13 protein-coding genes are annotated in these 12,558 nt (G+C 60.6%); 4 read left to right on the top strand and 9 right to left on the bottom strand.

Features of this window, described 5'->3' with window-relative positions; genetic code table 11:
* The first annotated feature begins 100 nt into the window (after positions 1-100).
* Both I6L37_RS01230 and brnQ read left to right on the top strand, forming a co-directional pair.
* Positions 101-811 carry a tRNA1(Val) (adenine(37)-N6)-methyltransferase gene (locus I6L37_RS01230; RefSeq protein ID WP_216993079.1) on the top strand — a complete coding sequence of 237 codons (711 nt, stop codon included), beginning with the start codon at positions 101-103 and terminating at the stop codon, positions 809-811.
* A gap of 236 nt (positions 812-1,047) precedes the next feature.
* Entirely contained in the window at positions 1,048-2,310 is a 1,263-nt protein-coding gene (brnQ, locus tag I6L37_RS01225; RefSeq protein ID WP_234923496.1) for a branched-chain amino acid transport system II carrier protein, read from the top strand.
* An 83-nt stretch (positions 2,311-2,393) separates the two neighbouring features.
* On the opposite strand, the gene I6L37_RS01220 is transcribed toward brnQ, so the two are convergent.
* Genes I6L37_RS01220 through zur form a run of 3 tightly spaced genes read right to left on the bottom strand, consistent with a single transcriptional unit; the run spans position 2,394 to position 3,536 of the window.
* Positions 2,394-2,621 carry a hypothetical protein gene (locus I6L37_RS01220; protein ID WP_042026626.1) on the bottom strand — a complete coding sequence of 76 codons (228 nt, stop codon included), beginning with the start codon at positions 2,619-2,621 and terminating at the stop codon, positions 2,394-2,396.
* Between the two features lie 5 nt (positions 2,622-2,626).
* Positions 2,627-3,088: a chemotaxis protein CheX gene (locus I6L37_RS01215; RefSeq protein WP_026457367.1), complete on the bottom strand. Its 462-nt coding sequence runs from the start codon at positions 3,086-3,088 to the stop codon at positions 2,627-2,629.
* A complete protein-coding gene (gene zur, locus I6L37_RS01210) occupies positions 3,078-3,536 on the bottom strand; it encodes a zinc uptake transcriptional repressor Zur (protein ID WP_026457366.1) in 459 nt (152 codons plus the stop codon). Before zur ends, I6L37_RS01215 begins: the two co-directional genes overlap by 11 nt.
* 137 nt (positions 3,537-3,673) lie before the next feature.
* On the opposite strand from zur, the gene dusA reads away from it, so the two are divergent.
* Positions 3,674-4,660, top strand: coding sequence for a tRNA dihydrouridine(20/20a) synthase DusA (gene dusA, locus I6L37_RS01205; RefSeq protein ID WP_026457365.1), 987 nt, complete (start codon positions 3,674-3,676; stop codon positions 4,658-4,660).
* 72 nt (positions 4,661-4,732) lie between these two features.
* Here the strand turns inward: dusA and I6L37_RS01200 are convergent, their stop codons facing one another.
* The 3 genes from I6L37_RS01200 to I6L37_RS01190 form a co-directional block, all read right to left on the bottom strand.
* On the bottom strand, positions 4,733-6,292 hold the full coding sequence (locus I6L37_RS01200) for a PAS domain-containing methyl-accepting chemotaxis protein (RefSeq protein WP_216993078.1): 1,560 nt from the start codon (positions 6,290-6,292) through the stop codon (positions 4,733-4,735).
* Between the two features lie 141 nt (positions 6,293-6,433).
* Positions 6,434-6,739 carry a hypothetical protein gene (locus tag I6L37_RS01195; RefSeq protein ID WP_216993077.1) on the bottom strand — a complete coding sequence of 102 codons (306 nt, stop codon included), beginning with the start codon at positions 6,737-6,739 and terminating at the stop codon, positions 6,434-6,436.
* Positions 6,740-6,862: 123 nt separating this feature from the next.
* A complete protein-coding gene (locus I6L37_RS01190; RefSeq protein ID WP_216993076.1) occupies positions 6,863-8,467 on the bottom strand; it encodes an ABC transporter substrate-binding protein in 1,605 nt (534 codons plus the stop codon).
* A gap of 184 nt (positions 8,468-8,651) precedes the next feature.
* Between I6L37_RS01190 and I6L37_RS01185 the strand changes: the two genes are divergently transcribed.
* On the top strand, positions 8,652-9,350 hold the full coding sequence (locus I6L37_RS01185) for a ParB-like protein (protein ID WP_026457282.1): 699 nt from the start codon (positions 8,652-8,654) through the stop codon (positions 9,348-9,350).
* Positions 9,351-9,443: 93 nt separating this feature from the next.
* Here the strand turns inward: I6L37_RS01185 and I6L37_RS01180 are convergent, their stop codons facing one another.
* From I6L37_RS01180 to I6L37_RS01170, 3 genes are read right to left on the bottom strand one after another with little or no spacing between them, the layout of a single operon-like run.
* The gene (locus I6L37_RS01180) at positions 9,444-10,850 is read right to left on the bottom strand and encodes a TRAP transporter large permease (RefSeq protein ID WP_061476436.1); all 1,407 of its coding nucleotides are present in this window, start codon (positions 10,848-10,850) and stop codon (positions 9,444-9,446) included.
* Positions 10,851-10,855: 5 nt separating this feature from the next.
* The gene (locus tag I6L37_RS01175; protein ID WP_216993075.1) at positions 10,856-11,392 is read right to left on the bottom strand and encodes a TRAP transporter small permease; all 537 of its coding nucleotides are present in this window, start codon (positions 11,390-11,392) and stop codon (positions 10,856-10,858) included.
* A gap of 51 nt (positions 11,393-11,443) precedes the next feature.
* Positions 11,444-12,433 (bottom strand): TRAP transporter substrate-binding protein, encoded by a 990-nt coding sequence (locus I6L37_RS01170; protein ID WP_156130480.1) that lies wholly within the window; start codon positions 12,431-12,433, stop codon positions 11,444-11,446.
* Positions 12,434-12,558: the final 125 nt, after the last annotated feature.

The raw sequence follows: 12,558 nt of genomic DNA, 5'->3' as shown, positions 1-12,558 counted from the left end.
AGGAAACGGCAGATTATAGGCGATTATCTCGTCGGCTCCTATGGCGAGAGTGGGTTAGCCGTTATAATCCCCCACCATTTTTTCGGATGACGGGGGCCAGATGGGGCGTAGCCGCGGATTTACCTTCAAGCAGTTCCATGTCGATCATGACCGCTGTGCCATGAAAGTCGGTACGGACGGCATCTTGCTGGGAGCCTGGGCCCCGGTCGCCAACGTCCGCCGGGTGCTGGATATCGGGACCGGCAGCGGTCTGATCGCACTGATGCTGGCCCAGCGCAGCAGATCTGACTGTGTCATCGATGCGGTCGAGCTGGATAATAATGCGGTGAACCAGGCCAGGGACAATGTGACTGCCTCCCCCTGGGCGGCGCGCATCAAGGTCATTGAGAGCGCCATTCAGGAGTATCAGGCAGCGCCTTATGATCTCATCGTCTCGAACCCCCCCTACTTCGTGGCAGGCCAGGCATTCAGCGATCCGGCGCGGGCGCTGGCCCGTCATACCGGCGCCCTCGACAGCCATGGATTGCTGGCAGCAAGCAACCGTCTGCTGGCGCCTTCCGGTGAATTGGCGCTGATTGTGCCGACCGCCATGGCGGATGAAATTTTATGCATTTCGGCAGATTATGATCTGCATGCCGTTTGTTATACAGCTGTTATCACCAGGGCTGGAAAAGAGGCAAATCGTGTTTTATTGCGGCTTGGCAGAGGATTAAACAGGTGTGACAGGGGTGAAATTGTGATCCATTCTGCTGATGGAACCTATTCCGACAGATACATCCAACTGACCAGCCCCTTCTATTTGAAGATGTAAATTTCGTCTTGAACTATTTTTTCACGCCATTATGCTGGTTGCAGATCGAGCGCCCGCTCCAGACCAGCGAAAATCACTGGTTGTGATGAAAAAACACGCGGCGCTCTTTTTTTTACCCACCTGAACACACCCGGTCAGCGACCGATAAAAACTATAACAAGCAATAAGTTACAAGACAGACGAGGTTGAACTTGACGAAATCACTCACATTGTCCGATGTACTCGGATTGGGGTTTATGACCTTCGCCTTCTATCTGGGCGCCGGTAATATCATCTTCCCGCCGTTGGCCGGTTACATGGCCGGTGAGCATCTCTCTCTGGCGATGCTGGGCTTCCTGGTGACCGCGGTCGGTCTGCCACTCATCACCATCATTGCCGTGGCCAAGGCCGGCAACGGTTGGGCCGGCATGACCAAGCTGCTGCCTGCCGGCGTGGCGACCGCGCTGGCCGTCGCCATCTACATCATCATTGGTCCGGCCTTTGCCGCACCCCGTACTGGCCTGGTAGCCTACGAGATGGGTCTCAAGCCTTTCATCGGTGACATGGGTCAGGCCGGCCTTGCCGCCTATACCGTGATCTTCTTCGGGCTGGCCATCGTGGTTTCCCTGAACCAGGGCAAGCTGATGGATGCCATCGGCAAGTTCCTGACTCCGGTGCTGATGGTGCTGCTGCTGGCGCTGGCTATCGGTGTCTTTGTCGCCCCGCAAGGCGCCATGCCGGATGCGACCGGTGACTACCAGAACAGCCCCTTCGTGAAGGGGATCCTGGAAGGTTACAACACCATGGATACCCTGGCTTCCCTGATGTTTGGTGCGCTGATCGTGGATCTGCTGCGCCAGAAGGGCATCAATGACTATCAGGGTCAGTTCAAGTATCTGGCGATCGCCGGCCTGATCTCGGCCGTGGGTCTGTCCGTGGTGTATGTCTCCCTGTTCCAGCTGGGTAATACCGCTGCGGGCGTGGCGACTGACGTCAGCAACGGCGGCGCCATCGTCAACGCCTACGTGCTGAGCCTGTTCGGCCAGCCGGGTCAGTTCATTCTGGCAGCCATCATCACTCTGGCGTGTTTCACCACTGCGGTCGGCCTCATCTCCGCCTGCTCCGATTTCTTCCATAACCTGACCGGTATGGCTTACAAGAAACTGGTGGTGTTGCTGGGAGCCATCTGCGCTGTGGTGGCCAACGTGGGTCTGAGCCAGCTCATCAGCCTCTCCATCCCGGTACTGGTTGCCATCTATCCGGTGGCCGTGGCCCTGGTGCTGGTCACTTTCCTGAAAGGTTACTTCGGTCGTCCCCGCCTGGTGTTCCGCGGTGTGCTGATCGTCGCCTTCCTGTTCGGCTGCCTGGATGGTCTGGGTGCTGCCGGCATGAAGATGGATGCCTTCGCCTTCCTGCCGCTGTTCGACAAGGGCCTGGCCTGGTTGATGCCGACCCTGCTGGCCTGTGTGGTAGGCATGGTGGTGCGCCCGAGCGAGAAGCTGGCTGCCGAAGCTGCCTGAATCTCGCCACTGAAATAAACAAAAAGGCCAGCATCAGCTGGCCTTTTTGTTGTCTGGTTTTTGAACCTGACCGGTTGGGAGGGTCAGATCCTCGGGCCCGTTTCGGGCTTGCCATCCATGCCATACCAGTGGGCCGCCACCCGTCCGGCATGCCACTCGAAAGTGCCCCAGGGTTTTTGGGCCTGCCAGCGGGGGAAGTTGATCACCACCCGGTTATCCTCGTACTTGTAGAGCGAGGTGCTGATCTGGATATCGGAGAGGATCAGCAGCAGGGCCCAGCAGATGAAAATCCATTTCAGTGCTTTCCACATAGAGGTTACTCGAAGCAGATTTCGATGGTGGCACGGCCATATTCGGATTCGAATGGCATCATAATCTTGGTGCCGTCGGCGCGGTGGGAGATGGTGTGGTTGGGGCCCGAGACGATGATGGGGGTGGCCATGTCGAACTCGTAACCCTTCTCACCCAGCATGCGCTTGGCGCCACCGGTGACCATGTTGGTGATCTCGCCCACCATGTCGGTCACTTCCTCGTTGATGTTGGCAGGGGCTTCACCCAGCATGCGGCGCATGATCTCCAGCGCCAGCCCCTTCTCGAAGCTGATGGAGAGGGAACCGCGGGTCTGCGGACCCACCATGCCGATGAGGCCGGAAACATCGCCACGGGCCAGTTCATCCATCTTGCGTTTCGGTTTGCCCGGTTTGAGTTCCAGCTGTGCCATGGTCGAGAGCACATTGAGCAAAGAGAGCAGGAACGGGTTTACAAAATCAGCCTTCATGATGACTTCCTACAGTGGGCGTACAGCGGGCACATTGGCCATGTGCCTCAATTGTCTTATTGGTAATAGTAAAGCCATGCTGGTGGGCCTGCTCTGAAAACGCGCTGTCGATGGCCGCATCATGCAGCTCCACCACATCCCCGCACTGGTCGCAGATGAGCAACTGCATCGGATGGGCGTGATCGAAGTGACAGCAGAAGATAAAGGCGTTGAGCGACTCCACCTTGTGGGCAAACCCCTGTTCGAGCAGAAAATCGAGTGCCCGGTAGACGGTGGGGGGCTTGGCATTGGCTTCCGTCTGTTGCAGCTGGGCCAGCAGGTCGTAGGCGCTGATGGCATTGCCGTGGGCCGCCAGCAGGCGAAACACCTGGCGACGTGTCGGGGTGAAGCGGATCCCTCTTTGTATACAGAGTCGTTCGGCCCGTTGTAAAAGTTGGTCTTGATTCATGATCGCGCAAATACCCTTTCTATTAGGCGGATACTATCACAGGGCCCCGCATGGCGCGGCGACAAAATTCATTTTCTGGGGCTGCTTCACGTTGTGATAATATCCGCCCCTTTGTTAAGCCAACCCGGATAATTCTTATGCAGGCGCAGCGTTTTTCCATCGCCCCCATGCTGGACTGGACCGATCGGCATTGCCGTTATTTTCATCGACTGATGAGCCGTCAGACCTTGCTCTATACCGAAATGGTGACCACGGGCGCCATCATCCACGGCAAGGGAGATTATCTGGGCTACAGCGAGCAGGAGCACCCCATCTCCCTGCAACTGGGAGGCAGCAATCCGGCCGATCTCGCCCACTGTGCCAAGCTGGCCCAAGAGCGCGGCTATGACGAGGTGAACATCAACGTTGGCTGCCCCTCCGATCGGGTACAGAACGGCCGCTTCGGCGCCTGCCTGATGGGCGAGCCCGCCCTGGTGGCCGACTGCGTCAAGGCGATGCGTGACGTGGTGGATATTCCGGTGACGGTGAAAACCCGCATCGGCATCGACGATCAGGACTCCTACGAATTTTTGCAGGCCTTCATCGAGCAGGTGCGCGACGCCGGCTGTGACACCTTCATCGTGCACGCCCGCAAGGCATGGCTGAGTGGCCTGAGTCCGCGGGAGAACCGCGAGATCCCGCCCCTCGACTACCCCCGTGTCTATCGACTCAAGCAGGAGTATCCCGAGTTGACCATCGCCATCAATGGTGGCGTGACCTCCATGGAGCAGACCCTTGAGCATCTGCAGCATGTGGATGGTGTCATGATGGGACGCGAGGCTTACCAGAACCCTTATATTCTGGCGCAGGTGGACAACCGGGTGTTTGGCCTGGCGGGCGAGGTGCCAAGCCGCCACGAGGTGGTGCGCATGATGCTGCCCTACATGGAGCAGGAGCTGGCCAAGGGTAACTACCTCTCCCACATGACCCGTCACATGCTGGGTCTGTTCCAGAACATGCCGGGGGCTCGCGCCTGGCGTCGCCATCTCAGCGAGAATGCCTGCCGGCCGGGAGCCGATACCCAGGTGGTGCTGGATGCCATGGCCAAGGTGCCGGAGTTTGCCGACGCAGATGCCGCCGAGTAACCCTCGGTCTGCGAGTGGCTCAAAGAGAAAGCGCGTCCATGGACGCGCTTTTTTTATGCCTGACGAATAGCCTCAATGCCTGAACTGGTTGATCAGACGGGAGAGATCCTGCAACCGCTCCACCAGCAGGGTGATGCCGTCGAGGGCCTGTTTGCTGTTGTCGGCGGTATGGCTGGCCAGCTGGTGGATCTGGTGCACCCCCTGATCCAGGGTCGATGTCACATCCGCCTGCTGGCTCACGGCCTGGGCTATTTCGTCGCTGGTGCGCGTCACCTGACCCAGCATACGGTTGATCCGATCCAGCACATCGGCCGTGGTGCCGGCATGCTGCTGGCAGCGCTCCGAGGTTTGTGCCCCCTGGGTCATGCCGTCCGAGAGCTGGCTGGTGGTCTGTTGCAGCGCCTGGATCATCTGGTGGATCTCGCCGGTGGAGGCGCGGGTCTTCTGGGCCAGGGCTCGGACCTCGTCGGCCACCACGGCAAAACCGCGCCCCTGTTCCCCGGCGCGGGCCGCCTCGATGGCTGCGTTGAGGGCGAGCAGGTTGGTCTGATCGGCGATCTGGCCGATCACCTCCAGGATGCCGCTGATCTTCTGGCTGTCATGGGTCAGTTGCGCCAGCACGGCGTGGTTGGCGTCCAGCTCCCGATGCAACTGATTGACGGCATCCCGGGTGGTGGCCAGCGCCTGCCGACCTTCGGTGGAGACTTGCTGCACCTCGGCTACCAGCTCGCTTGCCTCCTGGGCACTGTGGGCGACGTCCCGGATCGAGTGGCTCAACTCCGTGATGGCGCTGGCCATCTGTTCACTCTGGGCACGCTGTTGCTGCAGGTGGGTGTCAATGGTCTGGATATTGCCCCTGTCATCCTCCGCCGCCTGCAGGATCTGCTGGTTGGTATCGGCAGAGCGCCCGACCACGGCTTTCAGCTCCGCCTGTTTCATCTTAAGGGCCAGCTCTATGATGGCCAGAGAGTCCCGACGCCGGGTGTAAAGTACCTGGCAGAGCCGGGTGCCCTGGGCATCACCAGCCAGTGTCTGCAGATGGCCGAGGCGACGCTGCAGATGCCAGCCATAGCCGGCCAGTGCCAGTAACGACGCCAAAAGCGGGCATAGCCAGAACGGATTGCTGGTGACGGCGGTAGCCAGGGTGGCGAGCAGGGCAGTGGTGGTGAGACCAAGCATGATCTGGCCGGGTTCGATCTGTATCCGGCTCAGCCAGGGAAGCGTCTTGCCGGTGCGCAGCTGGCGATACAGCCGCTCTGCCCAGGCAACCTCGGCCTGCGCCGGTTTGGTACGAACCGACTGGTACTCAATGGTCTCCCCATTGGCGTTGAGGATCGGGGTGACATAGGCATTCACCCAGTAAAACCGGCCCTGCTTGGTGCGGTTTTTGACCAGTCCCATCCAGCTTTTGCCCTGGCGCAGCCGTTGCCACATGTCGGCAAAGGCAGCCTTGGGCATGTCGGGGTGGCGCACCAGGTTGTGGGGGACTCCCTCCATCTCCTCCACCGTGTACCCGGCCACGTCACAAAAGTGCTGGTTGGCGTAGGTGATATAGCTGGCGGGATCCGTGGTCGAGATCAGCGCAATGTTGTCGGGGAAGTGGATCTCCCCTTCCTGAACGGGTTGGCTCATGGGTCGCTCCGAGTGTAGTTAACTTATTGATAAAGTAGTGTTTTATCTGCGCTGTTTAGCTAACTATTCTAGGGGCATCATAGGGGTCAACTTTGGCCTGGGTCAATGAACAGACCCGCTTGCAGGCAAAAGAAACGGGTATTAGCTGGCGGGGGTGAAATCGTGGACCTCTCCGGCTCTCGGTTTGAGGCGTGGGTCTTCATCCTGATAACCGCGGACGAGTTGCATGGTTTTGCAGAAGCTGGCTAGTTTCTCGTAATCCTGGCGGGCGAGATCGATGGCGCGCTCGGCCCGGCGCCGCTCTATCTTGTCTGACTTGCGATTGCTGAACAACTGCTGCTGGTGCAGCATCCACTCGACAAACTCCTGCTGGCATTGGGATTCGGTATCGCTCTGGGCCTGGGCTGACAGGGTCCACAGCAGGGGCAGCAGTAACAGATAATGCATGGCAAACCGGAGTGACAGGAAGGGGATTAACAGGAAAGGCGGCATTCTATGCCTAAAAATCGGGAGTGAACAGTATCAATAAGCGAGGGCCGCCCGGTGCGGCCCTCGCTGTGCATGGCTGGATCAGTGCTTGATCAGATAGAGCTGGCGGCTGTAGGCCACATCTTCCGGGTTGTTGATGGGATATCCCTTGAGCCAGGGCTTGATCAGCCTAGCGTTGGTGTACTGGTAGATGGGGGCGATGGGGGCCTGCTCCTGCAAGATAGCCTCCGCCTTGTCGAACAGCTGGCTGCGCGCTGCCGTGACCCGGGTCTTGGCCGCCTTGGCCAGCAGTCTGTCATAGTCCGCATTGGCGAACCCGGCCATGTTGCCGCTGTGGCCCGAGCCCCACAGGCCGAGGAAGGCGGAAGGGTCGTTGTAGTCGGCGACCCAGGAGGAGCGGATCACCTCGAACTGGCCACTCTGGCGACTGTCGAGATAGGTCTTCCACTCCTGGTTGGTGAGTTCGACCTGTACCTCCAGCTTCTGCTTCCACATGCTGGCGATGGCCAGTGCCATCTTCTTGTGGATCTCCGCCGTGTTGTAGAGCAGGGTCAGCTTGAGCGGCTTGTCCGGGCCGTAACCGGCCTCCTTGATCAGGGCCTTTGCCTTGTCATCCAGCGCCTGCTGGCTGCTTTGCGAGAGCAGATTGTCCTTGGGGGTGAAGCTCGCCGTCACGTCCGGGGTGAAGTGGTAGGCCGGTTTTTCCCCGGTGCCGAGCACCTTGTCGGCAATCAGGCCGCGATCGATGGCGTAGGAGAGCGCCTTGCGCACTCGCACATCGTCGAGGGGAGGCTTGCGGGTGTTAAAGGCGTAGTAGTAGGTCCCCAGCTGCTCCGGGGTGTAGACCTCACCCGGGATCTGCGCCATCAGCCTGGCGTACTGCTCCTTGGGGAAGGATTCGGTGATGTGCAGATCGCCAGCCAGATAACGATTGGTTGCCGTGCTCTCCTGATTGATGGGCATGAAGATGACCCTGGTCAGCACCGTATGGGCTCGGTCCCAGTAATAGGGGTTGGGGGTCAGTTCCAGCTTCTCGTTGACCACCCGCTTGCCGAGCACGAAGGCGCCGTTGCCCACCAGCTTGCCGGGCTGGGTCCACTGCTCGCCATATTGCGCCATGCTGGCCTGGTGGAGCGGTGACAGGCTGGGATGGGTCAGCAGGCTCAGGAAATAGGGTACGGGCTGGGAGAGGGTTACCTGCAGGGTGCGGTCATCAAGGGCCTTCACCCCCAGCTCGTCTGGGGGCAGCGTGCCGGCCAGGATCTCGTCCACCTTGTCAAAGCGGGCCAGCTGGGCGAACCAGGCGAAGGTGGCCGCCTCTTTCGGGTCGACCAGCTTGCGCCAGCCGTAGACGAAGTCACCGGCCTTGACCGGATCGCCGTTGGACCAGCGGGCATCGGGCCGCAGGTGGAAGGTAAAGGTCTGGTTGTCCCGGTTTTCCCAGCGCGCGGCGACCCCCGGTACCGGCTTCCCGTCCGGCCCCTGGGTCAAGAGCCCCTCGAACAGATCCCGCAAAACCTGCAGCTCGGGCAGGCCGACCAGTTTGAGCGGGCTCAGGCTGGCAGGTTCATCTTTCAGGTGACGAACCACCACCTGTTCGGTCGCAAGTTCGGTGCCGGCGGGAATGTCGGCCGCCTGGACAGCGGCGCAGCCCAGCAGGGCCAACAGTGGGCTCCATCCTTTCATGGGTCGGATCCTTCAAATAGTGTGAAGCAGGGAGAAAACTCGACGAGAAACTATCGCCGGCAGATGGGAAATCATGATATCCCGTTTGCAGCTCAGACCGCCAGCGTGTGACTCACATGCTCGGGGTTGCATCCCTCCTTCATCTGGTGGCCGGCATGAGCGCGTGATTGAGGAGTGTGGGACGATGAAATCATGGTTATTGCTGGTCTGCGCCCTGAGTTCGAGCGCTTGGGCGCTGGCGCCGTGCCAGGGTGGCACCGCCGTAGGATCCTGGTGCGAGGCGGGGATAGCCGCGCTGCACCCGACCCAGGGCGGTGTGGGCCAGCTCCAGGTCGATGCAATCCAGCGCAAGCTGGCGGGCAAGAGTGCAAAGCAGCTCGACAACTTGATGAAAAAGAAAGAGATCCCCGTGGTGATCGCCCCGGATGGCGGTTACTGGCTGGTGGACAGGCATCACCTGACCAAGGCGCTGTGGCAGCAGGGGGTGAAGCAGGTTCGGGTCAAGGTGATCGCCCGCCTGCAGGATCGGGCCAACTTCTGGAGCCAGATGCAGAACAACCACTGGGCCTGGCTCAAGGATGAAAAAGGGCAGCCACTGACCCCGGAACAGCTGCCGACCCGTATCGATCAGCTGCCGGACTACCCGTACCGCACCCTGGCGGGTCTGCTGCAGGATGCCGGCTATTTCAGCAAGGATGGGCAGGTCTATTTCGTCGAATTTGCCTGGGCCAGCTGGCTTGGCCAGCAGATGGAGTGGCGGCCAATCGATAGCGCCAACCTGAGGGTGAGGCTGCAGCAGGCCAAGCGGCTGGCCTGTCGCCAGGAGGCCAGCGCTCTGCCCGGCTACCCGGGCCGGCAATGCAGCCTGAACCGGACAAAGTAAGGTCTGAGTGACGCCCTGACAACAGGGAAAGGAAGCAAAGAAGGCGACCCTTGTGTCGCCTTCTTTGTATGCACATCTTTTGCCTCACCCGTCTCAGGGGCTGCTGGGCAGGCTCTTGCCGTCGAGGTATTCGGGCAGGAACATCGACACCTGCGGCACATAGGTGATCAGCATCAGGAACAGCAGCAGGAAGCCGACCCAGGGCAGGCAGGCCCGGATCACCCAACCCATGCTCTGGCCGGTGATCCCGGCGGTCACGAACAGATTGAGACCGACCGGCGGGGTCAGCATGCCTATCTCCATGTTGACCACCATGATGATCCCCAGGTGGATCGGGTCTATGCCCAGCTGCATGGCGATGGGGAACAGGATGGGTGCCATGATCAGCACGATGGCGGAGGGCTCCATGAAGTTGCCCGCCAACAGTAGCAGTATGTTGACCACGATCAGGAAGCCCCAGGCCGGCAGGCCCCAGGTCACGATCGTCTCGGCAATGGCGTGGGGGATACGCTCAGAAGTGAGTACGTGGGCGAACAGCATGGCGTTGCTGATGATGAACAGCAGCATGATGCTCACCTTGGCGGCATCCCGTACCACATGACCCACCTCGCCGTTGAAGGGGGATTTGATCATGGAGAGGGGTAGCAGCCAGAGGTTGCGCAGTGCGGCGGCTGAGATGGACTCCCCCTCGTGGCGCCAGGGGATCCCCTTGAGGGGCCCGATGTCGCGATAGCCATACACTGCGATGAAGAAGGCGTAGACGGCGGCGACGGCTGCCGCCTCGGTCGGGCTGGCGATGCCGCCATAGATGGAGCCCAGTACCAGGATGATCAGGAACAGGCCGCCGAGCGCCTTGCCACCGCTGGCCAGCAGGGTCAGCACGCCGGGGAAGGGCTGGCTCGGTAGTCCCTTGATGCGGGCCACCACATAGATGACCACCATGATGCAGACCCCCATCAGTAGTCCCGGCAGGAAACCGGCCATGAACATGCGCGAGGCGGAGACCTCGGTAGCGGCGGCGTAGACCAGCATGACGATGGAGGGGGGGATCAGGATCCCCAGGGTGCCCGCGTTGGCGATAACGCCGGCGGCAAAGGCGCGGGGATAGCCGGAACGCACCATGCCGGCGATGACGATGCTGCCGATAGCTGCCACCGTGGCCGGGCTGGAGCCGCACACGGCGGCAAACAGCATGCACGCCATGACCGAGGCCATGGCGAGACCGCCGCGAATATGGCCGACCGAATCCATGGCGAAGTGGATGATCCGCTTCGCCACCCCTCCGGTCGACAGGAAGGCCGACGACAGCACGAAGAAGGGGATGGCGAGCAGGGTGTAGTGCTCCGAGGTGGCCTCGAACAGCTTGAGCGCCAGGGAGGCCAGGGAGTCGTTGGAAAAGAGCAGTATAGTGGTGACGCTGGAGAGGCCGAGCGCCACCGCAATGGGCATGCCGAGCAGCATGGCGCCGATCAGCAGGGTAAACAGGGTCAGGGTCGCCATGATGGTTATGCCTTCTGATTCGGGTCGTTGTCGATAAGGTGCATGCTCTCTTTGGCCTCATCGGCCAGGGCAAAGCCGCTCATCTGGCCACGCCACACCATGATGCCCACGTTGAGGAAGCGCAGGAACAGCAGGGCCAGCCCGATCGGCAGTATGCTCATGGCTTGCCAGCGGGGGATGGGCAGATCCTCCATCTCGATGCCGATCATCTTGAGCTTGCTCAGATAGACCCAGGCGCCATAGAAGTAGAGGGCGCAGTAGATAAGGCAGAGCGCCACCGCCAGCAGGGTGAGGCGTTGCTGCCAGACTCCTGGCAGGATCTTGATGAAGGCGTCCACGCCGATGTGGGCCCCGACTCGCACCCCCCATGAGGCGCCGAACAGCACCATCCAGGCACAGAGGTTCAGGGTCAGCTCCTGGGCCCAGAGCAGACCGGTATCGAAGAAGAAGCGCATCACCACTTCGAGGAAGACCAGCAGGGCCGTGCTGACCAGGAGCAGGCCTATGATGGCCTCTTCCAGCTGATGCATGAGTTTTTTCATTGGACTATCCCTGTGAGTAGGCCCGCCTCGCGGCGGGCTCATCCTGACGGCTTAGGGTTGATTGGCGGCGACGGCTGCGTCGATCAGCTCCTTGCCTATGGTGCCTTCGAACTGCTTCCAGACCGGTTTCATCGACTCGACCCACTGGTTGCGCTCGGCGTCGGTCAGGGTCACCAGCTGGCTCTTGCCGGAGGCAAAGATGGCGGCCTTGTCTTCACTGTCCTTGGCGGCCGCGATCTCGTTGCCGAAGGCGACCGACTCATCCAGCGCGCGCTTGAGCTCGTTGCGAACCTGCTCCGGCAGGCCGTTCCAGAAATCCGCATTGGTGACGATGAGGTAATCCAGCACCCCGTGGTTGGTCTCCGTGATGTAGGGCTGCACCTCGAAGAACTTCTGGGAGTAGATGTTGGACCAGGTGTTCTCCTGCCCGTCGATGGCCTTGGTCTGCAGCAGGGTGAATACCTCGGCGAAGGGCTTCTTCACCGGCACGGCATTGATCGCTTCGAACTGGGCGGCCAGCACATCCGAGGTCTGGATGCGGAATTTCTTGCCCTTGGCATCGGCCGGGGTCTTGAGGGGCTGGCTGGCGGAGAGCTGTTTCATGCCGTTGTGCAGGTAGCCCAGACCAATCAGGCCGTATTTCTCGAGGGAACCCAGCATGGCCTGCCCCTCCTTGCCCTGCTGGAAGCGATCCACCGCCGCCATGTCATCGAACAGGAAGGGGAGATCGAAGATCTGCAGCTGATCGGTGAACTTCTGGAACTTGGAGAGGGAGGGGGCAATCATCTGCACATCCCCGAGCATCATGGCCTCCAGCTCCTTGCCGTCACCAAACAGCTGGGAGTTGGGGTAGACCTTGACCTCGACCTGGCCTTTCAGGCGCTCATCCACCAGCTGCTTGAAGTGGATGGCCATCTGCCCCTTGGGGGTGTTCTCTGCCACCACGTGGGAGAACTTGAGTTCGACGGGGGCAGCAAAGGCGGAGGAGAGGCCGAGGGCCAGGGTAAAGGCGGCGGTCAGGGCGCGGAGCTTGAGTGTCATTGTTGTCATCCTTGAGTGGGTTCAGGTAAATCACCCATAGCAAGGCAACTTGTGTGCCATCTTCCTTATTTTTGAAACAAACCATTAACAACGGGCGCTGGCGCCAGGCAGGGGAAGACGGTGCG

The sequence above is a fragment of the Aeromonas sp. FDAARGOS 1407 genome, from assembly GCF_019048725.1.
Taxonomy (GTDB): Bacteria; Pseudomonadota; Gammaproteobacteria; order Enterobacterales; family Aeromonadaceae; genus Aeromonas; species Aeromonas enteropelogenes.
The sequence above is the reverse complement of the archived record's forward strand: the minus strand, read 5'-3'. Positions and strand labels throughout refer to the sequence as shown.